Raw genomic sequence first — 14,777 nt, 5'->3', positions numbered from 1 at the left:
CCAAAAGCCTCGAACATAAGTTCGAAGAATGAGAGAATGAAACATGACCATTTCAACGACGACACCTCGAGCGGAGAACGACGGTATGAGCGCTCTCTTGGTTGTTGACGTGTCGGGAATGGTGTCCAGGATGTCGGCGACTCGAGCGGGGGTTCCTGCGAACGCTGACGTCTCCGCCTCTTCCGCCCTTGACGCATGGGGTGGGCCGGGTGCGCTCGTTGCATCGGAGACGCCCGACGCCGCCTCCGGGATGGGTGGGCGTGAGAGGGAGTTGGCGGGGTTGTTGCAGCAGGCTCGTCGGTTGCAGCGGGTGACAGCGATGCTGGCGGCGGTCCAGGCATCGTTGTGGTCCCGTGTTCTGGCCTGGGCGATGGACTCCGATTCGTCGGGGTCGCGGTCGTCAGTGTCGCGGTCATCGTCGTCGTCGGAGTTGGCGGTGCGATCGGTGGCCGCCGAGTTCAGTGCAGCGTTGAATCTGAGTGATCAGCAGGTGCTGCGTCAGTTCAATGATGCGTACACGCTGGTGACGTCTTTCCCAGCGACGCATGCCGCGTTGGATGGCGGGCTGATCACGGCCGCGCACGCACGGGTGATCGTGCAGGCCGGGGCGGGGATCGTTGATGACGTGGCGCGTGACGCCTACGAGGAGGCGGCTGTGGCGACGGCTCAGTCGACGACGACGTGGCGGTTGAAGGGCATCCTCACAGTGTTGGCGGAGCAGGTGATGCCCATCACGCTGGATGAGCGTCACCGTGAGGCTCGTAAGGCGCGTTGCATCACCCTCACTGACGACAGTGACGGGATGTCAAACCTGTCGGTATTCCTGCCGACTCTGCTCGCGCATGGTGCGTTGGATCGGATCATGAGCATGGCACGCGCCATCAAAAACGGACCGGACGACGCCACCACCAGTGACCACACCGGCGCTCCTGATGCCTCGGCCGACGCCTCCGCTGACGGCGTAACTCATGATCAGAACGTGGCTGGTGCGGCCGACTCACGGCTTGGCGGTGTGGGCGGTGAGGCTGATTCGCGGACGTTGCCGCAGATCGCGGTCGATGTGCTCTGCGATCTCCTGCTGGGGGCTGCGCCGACCACGACGTCGGACGCCGTCGCGGCGATCCGCGGTCGGGTGCAGGTGACGGTCCCCGTGACGACGCTTGCCGGGCTTACCGACACCGGCGCGATTCTCGCCGGTGTCGGCCCTGCCGATGCCGAGACCGTGCGCGCTCTCGCTGCACACCAGCCGGGCTGGGAGCGCATCATGACGGACACTGTGAGCAACGAGATCCTCGCCGTTGATCGGTATACCCCGTCGATGGGGATGCGGCGTCTGCTCGCCGCGCGCGATGAGCATTGCCGCTTCCCTGGATGTCGCCGCCCGGCACACCAGTGTGACCTCGACCACACGCAAGCGTGGGAAGACGGCGGCGAGACCTGTATCGACAACCTCGCCCACCTCTGCCGGCGACACCACGTCTTGAAGCACAACTCCGCCTGGACCGTCGAGAACCTGGGCGGCGGGGTCCTTCGCTGGACCAGCCCGCTCGGCTACGAGTACATCGACACCCCACCACACCACACCGTGAAATTCACGCCCGCAAGCTCAGACGACCCGGTGCCGGCTCTCGGCGCGGGCACCTCCCGACGCATACCGCCAGATACCCCACCACCCTTCTGAGGCGCCCCGTCAAGGCTCACGCGGATCCGCCGAGGGCCGAGAATTCGTGGACCACTATGCAGACACCGTTGCGGTCGAGATGCCTTGGGCCAAGAAGCCGGGGGGCGCGAGCGCGACTTCGGTGCAGCAGGAGATGAGCGTGGGGCCAACGTGAAGGTGCTCGCGACCTCGGTCCAGGTCAGCCCTGAGGATCCGCGAGCACGCGTGGAGCCGCGACATCACCAATATACTCTGCGCACCAGCGATTCAGGTGTCAGACATGCCCGAGAGCCTCACCGCGAAGTCGGCGTTCTCCAGCAGTATGCGCGTGCCGAGGTCGCGATTCCACGTCACCGTGATCCCGCGCTTCTCGAACACAGGCACAACTTCTTCAATCATCAACTTTATGACGATGTCCGCATAGGCAGACTCCCTCGCCTCGTCGCTGAGATCCGTCCACTCCGACTCGGCGATCCAGGCATCCCAGAAGGCGCCGTAGGAGACATACACGCGCTGACGCTCGATCAACTGCTCCGTGTCCTGCTGGTTGTACGTCACGTAGCCGCGCGAGGATCGTGAGTCGTCGCGTTCGTCCCAGATCTCGGCGGCGGCGCAGGATCCGCAGCAGCTGAAGTTCTCCCGGGCGACGATTCCCGCGCGATTCAGCGCCTCGAAGGCGTCAGTGAGATTCGTGTGTGCGTCTGCCGGCCATGCGGCTTGCTGCGCCCGACGCGCCGCGACCACATGGTTGAACGCGGCAATGGCGACATCCTTCGCGATGTCCCATTCCGCGAGCTCATCCTCGTAGAGTTCGACGAACAGCTCAGGATCTGTCTCGCCTCGAACGACCTGGGACCAGGCCGCGTCGCGAACCTCTGCCTCCAGCTCGGCGGCCAGCCCGCCGAGGGGAAGCTTCAGGTCCTCGGGCTGAGCATTGGTGATTCGCTCCATGCGCTCACTCTAAGACTCGCGTGCACAAAACGCAGCGGGCGGCCTCCGAAGAGACCGCCCGCCGTCGATTCACCGTGCTCAGCGGTGTGCGATGCCTCGAATCTCGGGGGAGTGGAACGCGCCACCCGCTGCCCGAGCCGAAGCTCCCTCGCGGTCGAGGTACGGCGTCACGCCACCGTCGATGAACGGGTAGCCGGCGCCAAGGATCAGGCAGAGATCGATGTCCTCGACCTCCGGGACCACCTTCGTGTCGAGCATGATCCGGATCTCCTCGGCGAGGCCGTCCTGCACGCGGCGCAGGATCGTGGCGTCATCTGTCGGGGTCTTCCCAACGGCCGGCTTGAGGACCTTCTCCGCGGCCTTCGTGAAGCCGGTCACGCGACCGCCCTTGTCCTTCTCGACGATGTCGGACAGCTCCGCGAGCTGGTGGAAGTTCTCGTTCGCGTAGAAACGGTCGGGGAAGGCGCGCACCATGGTGTCCTGCACGTGAGCGGCCACCTTCCAGCCGACCAGATCGATCAGCTGGAACGGACCCATCGGCAGGCCGAGCGGGCCGAACGCCTTCTCGACCTTCTCAACGGGCGTGCCCTCGTAGACCGCGCGGGCGGCCTCACCCATCACCTTGGCGAGGAGTCGGTTCACCACGAAGCCGGGTGCGTCCGCGGTGAGAACCGCGTTCTTGCCGAGGCCTCGCGCCACAACGAACGCCGTGGCCAGCGCCTGCTCGTTGGTGGTGTCCGTCTTCACGATCTCGATCAGCGGCATCACCGCGACCGGGTTGAAGAAATGGAAGCCGACCAGACGCTCCGGGTGAGCGAGATTCGCGCCGATCTCGGCAACCGACAGCGACGAGGTGTTGGTCGCGATGATCGCGTCCTCGGCGATGATCGGCTCGATCTCCGCGAAGACCTGCTGCTTCACGCCGACCTCCTCGAACACCGCCTCGATCACGAAGTCGCAGTCCGCGTACTCGCTCTTGTCCGTGGTGCCGTGGATCAGGCCACGCAGCTTGTTGGCGGTATCCGAATCCAGACGGCCCTTCGCCTCGAGCTTCGCGATCTCCTCGTGGATGTACGCGAGGCCCTTGTCGACGCGGGCCTGGTCGAGGTCCGTGATGAGAACCGGAACCTGCAGCTTGCGCACGAACAGCAGGGCGAACTGGCTGGCCATCAGACCGGCGCCGATGATGCCGACCTTCGTCACCTTCTTCGCCAGCGACTTGTCGGGGGCACCGACCGGTCGCTTGGCGCGCTTCTGCACCAGATCGAACGCGTACATGGACGCAGCGAACTCGTCACTCGTGATGAGTTCCGCCAGCGCCTCGTCTTCGCGCTCGAAGCCCTCTGCCCGGGATCCGGACTTGGCCTTGTCGAGCAGCTCCAGCGCCTTGTAGGGCGAGCGAGGCATGGTGCCGATCTTCGACTCCAGCATCCCCTTGGCCATCTTGATCGCGATGGGCCACTTGGTGAGTCGTTCGATCTTGCCGGGCTCGTTCTTGCGCTCCACCTTGATGGTGCCGCTCAGGACACCATCCGCCCACACCAGCGAATCCTCGAGGAAATTCGCTGCGGGGAAGATCGCGTCCATCATGCCGAGATCGAACGCCTGCTGCGGCTTCAGCATGCGGTTCTGCTTCAGCGGGTTGGAGACCACGACCTCGAGAGCGTTCTCGATGCCGATGAGGTTCGGCAGCAGATACGCACCACCCCAGCCCGGGATGATGCCGAGGAACACCTCGGGAAGCGCGATCGCGGCCGCGGACGCATCGACGGTGCGGTAGTGGGAGTTCAGCCCGATCTCCACACCGCCACCCAGGGCGAGGCCGTTCACGAAGGTGAACGACGGCACGCCCACCTCGCTGATCGAGCCGAGGACCTTGTGACCGAGCTGGGCGATCAGCAGCGCGGCCTCGCGGTTCGGGATGTTGGCGACCTCGGACAGATCAGCGCCGGCCGCCAGGATGAACGGCTTGCCGGTGATGCCGATCGCCTGAATCTCACCCTTCGCAGCGCGGGCCTTCAGTCCTGCGAGGGTCTCGCCGAGCTCCGTCAGCGAAACCGGACCCAGGGTGTTGGGGCGCGTGTGGTCGCGCCCGTTGTCGAGCGTGATGAGGGCGAGCACCTTGCCGGACGGCAGGGTGACGTCGCGCACGGGGGAGTGCGTGACCACCTCATCGGCGGCGAAGGCCTGCAGAGGCGAGAAGTCGATGGCGTCGTAGTTGGTCATCGGGTCACTTCTTTCCGGTGTAGTTCGGGTTCTCCCAGATCATCGATCCGCCCTGGCCCAGACCCACGCACATCGCGGTCAAGCCGTAGCGGACCTCCGGGTGCTCGGCGAACTGAGCGGCCAGCTGGATCATCAGACGCACACCGGATGCGGCGAGCGGGTGACCCAGTGCGATCGCGCCGCCCCAGGGGTTGACGCGCGGGTCGTCGTCCGCGATGCCGTAGTGGTCGAGGAACGAGAGGACCTGCACGGCAAACGCCTCGTTGAGTTCGAACGCGCCGATGTCGTCGATCGTCAGCCCCGCCTTGTCCAGTGCCTTCTGCGTGGACGGGATCGGGCCGATACCCATGACCTCGGGCTCGACACCCGCGAAGGCGAAGGAGACGAGGCGCATCTTCGGGCGGAGGCCCAGTTCCTGAACCGCGTGCGAACCCGCGAGAAGGCTCATCGTGGCGCCGTCGGTGAGCGGCGAAGACGTACCCGCCGTCACGCGCCCGTGCGGACGGAACGGCGTCTTGAGGTTGGCAAGGCCCTCCATTGTTGTCTCGGGGCGACGACCCTCATCCACCGTGGCGAGACCCCACGCGCCGTTGGCGTCGCGTGTGGCGACCGAGACGAGATCGGGCTGGATCTTGCCGGCCTGGTAGGCGGCCTCCGCCTTGAGCTGGCTCTGCATGCCGAAACGATCGGCCCGCTCCTTGGTCAACTGCGGGAAGCGGTCGTGCAGGCGCTCGGCGGTGATGCCCATGTTGAGCGCATCTGCGGACACGAGCTTCTCGGTGAGGAAGCGGGGGTTCGGGTCGGCGCCGACGCCCAGCGGGTGGTGCCCCATGTGCTCGACGCCGCCGGCAAGGGCGAGGTCGTACATGCCGAAGCCGATGGACCCGGCCATCGTGGCGACGGAGGTCATCGCACCGGCGCACATGCGATCGATGGCGAATCCAGGAACCGACAGCGGCAGGCCCGCGAGGATCGCGCCCGTGCGTCCGAGAGTGAGGCCCTGGTCGCCCTGCTGGGTGGTGGCCGCGATCGCCACGTCATCGATGCGCTCGCCCGGCACCTGCGGGTTGCGCTCCATCACACCCATGATCGCCTTGACGACGAGGTCATCCGCGCGGGTGTTCCAGTACATGCCCTTCTCGCCGGCTCGCCCGAAGGGCGTACGCATGCCGTCGATGAAGTAGACGTCCGAGTTCTCGGCCACTCTGCCTCCAATGTCGTGAGATTGAGTCCAGCATATTGTGGAACTCAGGTTCATCGGAAGCCGTTGGGGTGTTTCTACGAATCGTCTTCCGACTGCTCTCCGAGCCTTGCACGCTTTCGACAATCGGAGGTCGGAAGTGTGCGGGAGGAAGCGCAGAAGGAACACAGAACGCCACCCGCGAATCCGTGGGTGGCGTTCTTTCAGTCGGTGAGCGGCGGGTCAGGCAGTTCCGGCGGCGGCCCGGCGATGAACGCCGCGGAGATCAGCGGCGCTGTCTCCTCGATCTGCCACTCTCGAGCTCCCAGCGCGCGCAGCGCCGCGGAGATCGCCGGGACATCGTCGCCCGGGTGATCCCACGACACCCGACGCAGGAAATCGGGTGTGAGGAGGTTCTCGTTCGGCATGCCGAGCTCACGTGCGCGCTCTTCGAGAACGGGGCGCGCCGCCTTGTACCGCAGATCTGCGTCCGGGTTCCGATCCGCCCACGCACGCGGCGGCGGGAGGGTGTCCGAGGCGACGCGATCCGGCGGAAGCTCGGTGGTGGCGCGACCCGCCTCGATGGCCGACCACCAGCGATCCAGCTGCGTGCGGCTGGCGCGACCGGTGAACTCCTTGAGCGACGCGAGTGCCTGCTTCGTCGCCGGTTCCGCACGCACTGCCGCGACGATCGACCGGTCCGGAATCAGTCGTCCGGGCGCCACATCCTGCTCCTGCGCGTAGGCTTCGCGCACCTGCCACAGCTCGCGGGCCACGGCGAGGTTGCGCCGACCGCGCACCGTGTGCAGTCCGCTGAGGCGCCGCCACGGGTCCTCGCGCACCGGCTTCGGAGCTTTGTCGCGCACGGCGTCGAACTCCTCCCGAGCGAAGCGGGTCTTGCCCTGCTCCTCGAGCTCGACCAGCAGCTTCTCCTGCAGATCGACCAGGTGCAGCACGTCGAGAGCCGCGTACTCCAGCCAGGACTGAGGAAGGGGACGCGTCGACCAGTCATCGGCGGAATGCGCCTTCTCCAGCACGATGCCGAGCTCCTCCTCGACGATCGCGCCGAGCCCGACGCGCTGGTGACCCAGCAGACGCGCGGCCAGCTCGGTGTCAAACAGGGTGGCCGGATAGAGCCCGAGCTCGTGCAGCGACGGCAGATCCTGGCTCGCCGCGTGGAAGATCCATTCCACATCGCCGATCGCATCCTGCAGAGCCTGGAAGTCGCCGATCGGCGGCGGATCGAACAGGAAGACGCCTGAGCCTCGGCGATACACCTGAATGAGGTAGGCGCGCTGGGAGTAGCGGAAGCCCGAGGCCCGCTCCACATCGACGGCCACGGGGCCCGCGCCCGCACGAAGCCGCTCGATGGCGGCGTCCAGCCCCGCCGAGGTGTCGATCACCTGGTACTCAGTCACACTCACTCCGCTGTGCTCCGCACATTCCGCGCTCCGAAAATCTCGATCTGCTCCGAGCCCGGCGGGAGTCCCGCGAGCATGCAGACCAGCTCAGCCCATGCTTGCACGTGTCCGTCCACCGCTCCGGACGGAGACCACGACGCTCGCAACTCGATCTGCGCGCCGTCGCCTTCCGCAGCCAGCGATCCGAAGCCGGTGGAGATGGTCTTCGTGGCCGTTCCGGAGACGGCGTGCGCCTGGGCGTCGTGCGACGTGAGTGCGTCACGCAGCCAGGTCCAGGCGACGCTTGCCAAGAGGGGATCCGCGCCGATCTCCGGCTCCATCGGAGCCTGTGCGAAGCACACGATCCGCCAGGGTCCGTCCCACGCGTCGGGCGAGGACGGGTCGAAGAGCAGCACGAAGCGTCCGGTGCCATAGGCGGACTCACCCTCGTCGCTGGGGCGAACATCGCCGGCGAGGGCGATCGCATACGGTGCGAGCCCCTGCGGCGCCGGAATCTCGCGGACGACGAAGTCCTCGCGGTACGTCACTGCACGCAGCAGCTCCTGAGCCTGCGCGAAGATCGCGTCTACTGGTGAGTCTCCCGCCACGCCGACAGACTAAAGTGAGTGGGCGATGAACACTCCCAGGCGCGCCGTCCCAACCGGTACCCTCACTGTCCTCCGCGTTCTGATTGCGATCCTCGCGGGGACGCTGGCCGTGGTGCTGGGGGCGCTGTTCGCCCTGGTGCGCACCGTCGCGCGCCGAGTCGTCGTGCCGGCGAGCCGCGAGAACGACACCCGAATCGTCGGGCTGGATCTCAAGGCGCAGACCATCACGCTGCAGAGCACGCCTGATACGCGCCTGCCCGGGCGGTACGGGCTGTTCACCACGGGGACTGTCGACTACATCAAGCTGGGTTCCGTCCTCGCGCAGGATGAGCACACCGTCACTCGAAAGCTCCTCACCGAAGTCGACGGCGCGATGCGACTGGGGCGTGATGCTGCATTCAGCGGCTGGTACTTCGACAGTCCCGATCAGCTGCAGCTGCCGTACCAGCCCGAGCTGATCGGTACGGCTGCCGGTCCCGCTCCCGCATGGATCTTCCCCGGCGGAGACACCTGGGTGATCCAGGTACACGGCCGCGGCACGCGCCGCGCGGAGTGCCTGCGCGCGGTGCCCGTGTTCCATGATGCCGGCGTCACGTCGCTCATCGTCTCGTACCGCAACGACGGCGAAGCCCCGCGCAGCCGTTCCGGAATGTACGCGCTGGGGGAGACGGAGTGGCGCGATGTCGACGCGGCGATCGGCTACGCCAAGCGTCACGGTGCCGCTCGCGTCATCCTCATGGGCTGGTCCATGGGCGGAGCGATCGTGCTCCAGGCGGCAACGCGTTCCGCATATCGCGAGCTGATCGCGGGCATCGTGCTGGAGTCTCCCGTCATCGACTGGCGGAGCGTTCTCACCTATCAGGCACACGAGAACCGCATCCCGGCGCCGCTCGGAAACCTCGCGGTGTCTTCGCTGGAAGGCGGATGGAGCGCACGCGCGCTGGGGGCGGGTGATCCGATTCCGTTCGACCGGCTCGACATGGTGGCCGGCGCCGATCGGCTGCAGGTGCCGGTGCTGATCCTCGCGTCCGATGACGACGGTTTCGTCCCGTCCGACGGCGCCCATGCCCTGGCCCAAGCACGACCGGACATCGTGCAGATGGACACGTTCACGGTGGCACGCCACACGAAGCTCTGGAACTACGATCAGAGTCGCTGGGACGGCGACATCCGCTCCTGGCTCGCGCAGCAGGGCTTCACGAGCTGAGCGACCCGAGCTGATCCGTCCGCTGAGCGAGCCCCATGTGCTGGCTGCCGCGATCACGACAGCGTCACACCGGTGCTTGTGATCAGCGCTTCTCGCGCACCTGGCGCTTCGCTCGCATGAGCATGCCGGTCATGCCGGCGATCCGCAGCGGCGACACGGCGCGCGTGAGACCGATGGTCTGCGGAAAGTCGTCGGGAATCGACAGCACTTCGTCGGCGGAGAGACCCGTGATGCCCTGCGAGAGGATGCTGGCGAAACCACGCGTGGTCGGCGCCTCGGCAGGTGCCGTGGCGTGCATCGACACCACGTCGTCCTGATCGACGTCGACGATGATGTACACCGGTGACTGGCACTCGATCACACGCTCGGCCAGCTCCGGATGTCCCTCGTACTCCGCGGGGAGTTCGGGAAGATCGTTCGAGAACTCCAGCAGCAGCTCGAGGCGATCGGACTCGTCGAGTTCGAGGAACTCGTCGCGGATCTCGGCGAGCGTGGCGGGAAGTTCTGCAGCGTTCATCCCCTCCATCCTCCCACGTGAGAAGCGTCTCGGATCCGCCCGCTCACAGACGACGATGCCCCGCTGAGGTGAATCCAGCGGGGCATCGGATGCGGGTGTCAGCGCGCGGGGACCTCGCCCGGCTCGGTGCCCGTGACGATCGGGACGCGCACGGCGCTGCCCCACTCGGTCCAAGAACCGTCGTAGTTGCGCACGCCCTCGAAACCGAGGAGGTACGTCAGCGCGAACCACGTGTGCGCCGAACGCTCGCCGATGCGGCAGTAGGCGATGATGTCGTCGCCCTCCTTCAGGCCGGCACCATCGCGGTACAGCGCGTCCAGCTCGGCGCGGCTGCGGAAGGTCGCGTCTTCGGCTGCAGCCTTCGCCCACGGGACGCTCTGCGCCGACGGGATATGACCGCCGCGGAGGGCGCCCTCTTCGGGATACGCGGGCATGTGGGTGCGCTCGCCGCTGTACTCCTCGGGGGAGCGCACGTCGATCAACGGGTTGCCGAAGTGCGCGAGGACATCCTCCTTGAACGCACGGATGCTGGAGTCATCGCGCTCCACGACGGGGTACTCGACGGCGTCGCGAACCGGCTTTTCGGTGGTCAGCTCGCGACCCTCGGCGATCCACTTGTCGCGACCGCCGTCGAGGAGACGGACGTCCTCGTGACCGAAGAGCGTGAACACCCAGAGGGCGTAGGCGGCCCACCAGTTGTTCTTGTCGCCGTAAATCACGATGGTGTCGTCGCGGGAGATGCCCTTGCCACCGAGGAGGGCGGCGAACTGCTCGCCCGTGAGGTAGTCGCGCACGACGGGGTCGTTGAGCTCGGTGTGCCAGTCGACCTTCACGGCACCCGGGATGTGGCCGGTCTCATAGAGGAGGACGTCCTCATCGGACTCGACGACGACGAGTCCGGGTTCGCCCAGGTGCGCGGCGAGCCACTCGGTCGTCACGAGACGTTCCGGGTGTGCGTACTCGCTGATCTTCTCGGACGACGTGTCGAATTCGACGGCCACGGGTTCTCCTTCGTGCGGGCGGGCTGGGTGCTGACGGCGTAGGGTATTCACCGTCCCTTCCAGCCTATTGCGGGATGCGGACGGGGGAGTCGTTTCGTAAGACAACGACATGTCAGTTCCCCACTTGCCTCCTCTTCGACGACACAGACCAGGATTTCGATGACGTCCGCCGCGAGCAGCACAGTCGTGCACCTCACCGACCGCAACCCTCAGCTCACCGGCGACGAGATGGTGGCCAGCCTCGTGCCGCCGCCGCAGTTCGACGGGGCGACGTTCGAGACCTACCGAACGGACGATGCCTATCCGTCGCAGCGCGAAGCGAAGGAACTCCTCATGGCGTTCTGCTCCCCGGCATCCACAGCCAAACGCGGCGGGCTGTTCTCGCGGCGGAAGGCGCCGAAGGAGGCGGAGCTGAAGCCGGGCGTCTACCTGGACGGTGGCTTCGGCGTCGGCAAGACCCATCTTCTTGCATCGGTGTTCCACGCGTTTCCCGCTCGCCGGAAGTACTTCGGGTCCTTCATCGAGTACACGGCCCTCGTCGGTGCACTGGGCTATCGCAATGCCGTCGACCTGTTCCGCGGCACCGGCCTGCTCTGCATCGACGAGTTCGAGCTGGACGACCCGGGCGACACTATGGTGATGACCCGATTCCTCGGCGAGCTGGTGGCTGCGGGTACTCGGGTGACGGCGACGAGCAACACGCCCCCGAACGCACTGGGCGAGGGACGCTTCGCGGCCCAGGACTTCCTGCGCGAGATCCAGGCGATGTCGGACAGCTTCCAAACGGTGCGCATCGACGGCGTCGACTATCGCCAGCGCGCGCTCGATGGCACAGCGGTCACCCTGGATGACGCCTCATACGAATCCGCGCTGGCGGCCGTGGGCACCGCCTCGGACGACGACTTCGACGACGTGATCCGCCATCTCGCGACGGTTCACCCGTCGCGCTACGTGCGCCTCGTCACCGGTCTGGACGCGGTCGGTCTGCGCAACGTGCGCCAGCTCACCGACCAGTCGGAGGCACTCCGCTTCGTCGCCCTCGTGGACCGGATCTACGACGCTCAGATCCCGATCCGCGCCACCGGCCTTGCGCTGAACGACGTGTTCAGCGAGGAGATGGTGGCGGGTGGCTATCGCAAGAAGTACCTGCGCGCGGTGTCCCGATTGAACGCCCAGACTCACAGCTGATCGGAAACATGCTGTTCACATAAGGGGCCAATTCGTAACCTCCGCGACACGATGAGCGTCATCGACGGAAACGCCGATCCAGCATCGTGGGGGAATCCGGCACGAACGTCGCCGGCTCTCACGAATGGAGCCTCGAATGGACAGCGGCAACCTCGCGTGGGCGCTCACCGCCACCGCACTGGTCCTCTTCATGACACCGGGTGTCGCTTTCTTCTATGGCGGCCTCGTGCGTGCCAAGAGCGTCATCAGCATGATGATGATGAGCTTCGGAGCGATCGCCCTGATCGCCGTGCTCTGGATCCTGTACGGCGCGAGCATGAGCAGCGTGAGCTCGCCGTGGGAGTTCGCGGGGAACCCGTTCGGCGACCTGGGCCTTGCCGGTGCCGATAACGATCGACTCGTCACCACCGCGTTCAGCGCCACGTTCGCGATCATCACGGTCGCCCTGATCTCGGGTGCCATCGCGGATCGCGCGAAGTTCGGAGCCTGGATGGTGTTCGTCGGTGTCTGGGGCACCCTGGTGTACTTCCCCGTCGCCGCGTGGGTCTGGGGCGGCGGCTGGGCCATGAAGCTCGGCGAGATGCTGGGCTTGGACCACACGGTGATCGACTATGCCGGTGGTACCGCCGTGCACATCAACGCCGGTGCGGCCGCGTTCGCCCTGTGCCTGCTGCTCGGCAAGCGCGTCGGCTTCGACCGCAGCATCAACAAGCCCCACAACGTCCCGCTCGTGCTGCTCGGTGCCGCGATCCTGTGGTTCGGCTGGTTCGGATTCAATGCCGGTGCCGAGGGCACGGCAGGGCTGCTGGGCACGGGCGATTCCCGCGCCGGACTGATCATCATCAACACCATCGGTGCGACCGCCGCCGCCATCCTCGGCTGGATCGTCGTGGAGAAGGTGAAGGCCGGGAAGTCCACCAGCGTCGGTGCCGCCTCTGGTGCGGTCTCGGGACTCGTCGCCATCACTCCGGCCTGTGCTGACCTCACGCCCGGATGGTCGTTGCTGCTGGGTCTGCTCGCGGGTGTGATCTGCTGCTTCGCCGTGGAGCTGAAGTGGAAGCTCGGGTACGACGACTCGCTGGACGTCGTGGGCATCCACCTTGCGGGCGGCATGCTCGGAACGCTCTACCTGGGCTTCTTCGCCACCGGCACCGGCCTGTTCGTCGGCGGTGACCTGTCGCAGCTGTTCATGCAGTTCGTCACGGCTGCGGCCGTGCTGGTCTACTCCTTCGTCGCCGCCTATGCGATCGGCTGGGTCATCGATCGGACCATGGGCTTCCGGATCACGAAGGAAGACGAGATCGCCGGCATCGACACGGTCGTGCACGGCGAGGAAGGATACCTGCTGGACGCTCGCGTCTGAGCGAATGAATGGACACAGCGGGCCGACGATGACGTCGGCCCGCTGTGTCGTGCGGATAGGGTGGCGTGGTGGGTTCTGGTCGCGGGTTTCTGGTCGAGGTGGCGAACGTCGTCGGGCAGGTGTTGCGTGCGCTCCTGCTGAACCGCGGCGGTGGGAGCGTCGCGAAGTCGGGGCAGTCCCCGCGTCCGTCGACGGCGAAGTCGCCGCGACCGACCACGAAGCGACCCACCATCAAGACGCAGCCGTCCGGAAGCAACAAGACGCGCCCCGGCACTGCGGCCCCGCGACCGGCGACGAAGGCCCAGCACCCGGCCACGGACAAACCTGCGGGGTCCTCGAGTGACACGTTGTCAGCGGCGCGACGCACCGAACTGGTGGCGCGTGAACGTCTGCTGGACGGAGAGCCGAGCCCGGGACAGCTGGGCGCGACAGCGACGTTCAAGGTCTTGCACCGGAGCGTGGGCGCGATCACCGTGTCGTACTCGCCGGAGAAGGACGGCGCACCAGACGCAGGCGAGATCGTCTGGACCTGGATTCCATACGAGGAGGCCGACGGGCGTGGTAAGGATCGTCCGGTTCTCATCATCGGCCGTTGTGATGCCCAGCACGTCTACGCGGTGCGGCTCACCAGCAAGTCCCACGACGGAGACCGCGACTTCGTCTCCATCGGCAGTGGGGATTGGGATGGGCAGAGCCGCCCCAGCTGGGTGGACGTCGATCAGCTCTATGAAGTGCACGAGCGCGGTCTTCGACGGGAGGCGGCCGTGCTGGATCGGCGACGGTTCGCGGATGTCGCCGTGGTGCTTCGCGAGCGCTACGGGTGGGCGGTGTCGGTGTGAATTCGCCCGCCACGACCGAGGTGTGATGGACGAGAACCGCGGAACTTCGTGTTCTCGTGAATCACGGGACGCGCGTTTCGTCGCAGGTCTCGTCCTCAGCGCCGTGTTGTCGGTCTCATCCGGTGGACCGTTGCCGCCCTGCGGCTGTCAAGGCACCGGGCATCGTCACCGTAGCGGACGAACGTCATCCCTGACCTCTCAAGCACGCGCACCGACGCGGCGTTCGCCTCGACGGCCTCCGCCCAGATCCGATTGAGCTGCATGTCGACAAAGCCGTAGTCGAGCGCGGCGCGCGCGGCGGCGGTGCCGAGCCCCTGGCCCCAGAGACGCGATGGTGCGATCGCGTAGCCGAGCTCTCGCACGCCGGCGTCGTCCCTCTGAAAGTCGACATAGCCCACCGGAACATCACCCACAGAGGCCATCAAGCGAATGAGGTCGTCGGAGGGGGAATCGGCCAGATGTTCGGCCCAGGCGAGTATTCGGGCTGGGTCACTGGGATAGGGCCATCCTTCGTGCGCGCAGTAGACCTCGTCCAACGCGTACGACGCCAGAATCGACGCGTGCTCCCGCGTGTACGGACGAAGCTGGATCTCAGGGGCCATAATGCTCCATGCTCGCACCTCGTTGCGGTCGCTTC

The 14,777-nt window shown here is 66.4% G+C and carries 13 protein-coding genes; 5 read left to right on the top strand and 8 right to left on the bottom strand.

The window, feature by feature from the left end; translation table 11 throughout:
* Nucleotides 1–130 precede the first annotated feature (130 nt).
* Complete coding sequence (locus tag ABTV68_RS10655; RefSeq protein WP_433673637.1) at nucleotides 131–1,681, top strand: DUF222 domain-containing protein; 1,551 nt, start codon at nucleotides 131–133, stop codon at nucleotides 1,679–1,681.
* A 246-nt stretch (nucleotides 1,682–1,927) separates the two neighbouring features.
* On the opposite strand, the gene ABTV68_RS10650 is transcribed toward ABTV68_RS10655, so the two are convergent.
* The 5 genes from ABTV68_RS10650 to ABTV68_RS10630 all read right to left on the bottom strand — a co-directional run bounded on the left by ABTV68_RS10650 (nucleotide 1,928) and on the right by ABTV68_RS10630 (nucleotide 8,025).
* The gene (locus tag ABTV68_RS10650) at nucleotides 1,928–2,611 is read right to left on the bottom strand and encodes a DUF6891 domain-containing protein (protein ID WP_433673636.1); all 684 of its coding nucleotides are present in this window, start codon (nucleotides 2,609–2,611) and stop codon (nucleotides 1,928–1,930) included.
* A 78-nt stretch (nucleotides 2,612–2,689) separates the two neighbouring features.
* Nucleotides 2,690–4,837, bottom strand: a complete 2,148-nt coding sequence (locus ABTV68_RS10645) for a 3-hydroxyacyl-CoA dehydrogenase NAD-binding domain-containing protein (RefSeq protein ID WP_433673635.1) — start codon at nucleotides 4,835–4,837, stop codon at nucleotides 2,690–2,692.
* Nucleotides 4,838–4,841: 4 nt separating this feature from the next.
* Nucleotides 4,842–6,041 carry a thiolase family protein gene (locus tag ABTV68_RS10640; protein ID WP_433673634.1) on the bottom strand — a complete coding sequence of 400 codons (1,200 nt, stop codon included), beginning with the start codon at nucleotides 6,039–6,041 and terminating at the stop codon, nucleotides 4,842–4,844.
* Between the two features lie 200 nt (nucleotides 6,042–6,241).
* Nucleotides 6,242–7,435 (bottom strand): ribonuclease D, encoded by a 1,194-nt coding sequence (locus tag ABTV68_RS10635; protein WP_433673633.1) that lies wholly within the window; start codon nucleotides 7,433–7,435, stop codon nucleotides 6,242–6,244.
* Between the two features lie 2 nt (nucleotides 7,436–7,437).
* The gene (locus ABTV68_RS10630; protein WP_433673632.1) at nucleotides 7,438–8,025 is read right to left on the bottom strand and encodes a DUF3000 domain-containing protein; all 588 of its coding nucleotides are present in this window, start codon (nucleotides 8,023–8,025) and stop codon (nucleotides 7,438–7,440) included.
* Nucleotides 8,026–8,050: 25 nt separating this feature from the next.
* Between ABTV68_RS10630 and ABTV68_RS10625 the strand changes: the two genes are divergently transcribed.
* The gene (locus tag ABTV68_RS10625) at nucleotides 8,051–9,232 is read left to right on the top strand and encodes an alpha/beta hydrolase family protein (protein WP_433673631.1); all 1,182 of its coding nucleotides are present in this window, start codon (nucleotides 8,051–8,053) and stop codon (nucleotides 9,230–9,232) included.
* Nucleotides 9,233–9,314: 82 nt separating this feature from the next.
* On the opposite strand, the gene ABTV68_RS10620 is transcribed toward ABTV68_RS10625, so the two are convergent.
* Both ABTV68_RS10620 and ABTV68_RS10615 read right to left on the bottom strand, forming a co-directional pair.
* Entirely contained in the window at nucleotides 9,315–9,749 is a 435-nt protein-coding gene (locus ABTV68_RS10620; RefSeq protein WP_433673630.1) for a SufE family protein, read from the bottom strand.
* 98 nt (nucleotides 9,750–9,847) lie between these two features.
* Nucleotides 9,848–10,750, bottom strand: a complete 903-nt coding sequence (locus ABTV68_RS10615; RefSeq protein WP_433673629.1) for a sulfurtransferase — start codon at nucleotides 10,748–10,750, stop codon at nucleotides 9,848–9,850.
* Nucleotides 10,751–10,909: 159 nt separating this feature from the next.
* Between ABTV68_RS10615 and zapE the strand changes: the two genes are divergently transcribed.
* From zapE to ABTV68_RS10600, 3 genes are all read left to right on the top strand, one after another.
* A complete protein-coding gene (gene zapE / locus ABTV68_RS10610) occupies nucleotides 10,910–11,938 on the top strand; it encodes a cell division protein ZapE (protein WP_433673628.1) in 1,029 nt (342 codons plus the stop codon).
* A 136-nt stretch (nucleotides 11,939–12,074) separates the two neighbouring features.
* A complete protein-coding gene (locus ABTV68_RS10605) occupies nucleotides 12,075–13,301 on the top strand; it encodes an ammonium transporter (protein ID WP_433673627.1) in 1,227 nt (408 codons plus the stop codon).
* 68 nt (nucleotides 13,302–13,369) lie between these two features.
* Nucleotides 13,370–14,140: a type II toxin-antitoxin system PemK/MazF family toxin gene (locus tag ABTV68_RS10600; protein ID WP_433673626.1), complete on the top strand. Its 771-nt coding sequence runs from the start codon at nucleotides 13,370–13,372 to the stop codon at nucleotides 14,138–14,140.
* 95 nt (nucleotides 14,141–14,235) lie between these two features.
* On the opposite strand, the gene ABTV68_RS10595 is transcribed toward ABTV68_RS10600, so the two are convergent.
* Nucleotides 14,236–14,742 (bottom strand): GNAT family N-acetyltransferase, encoded by a 507-nt coding sequence (locus ABTV68_RS10595; RefSeq protein ID WP_433673625.1) that lies wholly within the window; start codon nucleotides 14,740–14,742, stop codon nucleotides 14,236–14,238.
* Between the last annotated feature and the right edge of the window lie 35 nt (nucleotides 14,743–14,777).

It is taken from the genome of Microbacterium gorillae (genome assembly GCF_050990725.1).
GTDB lineage: Bacteria > Actinomycetota > Actinomycetes > Actinomycetales > Microbacteriaceae > Microbacterium > Microbacterium gorillae_A.
This window is presented reverse-complemented; position numbering and strand designations above follow the sequence as displayed.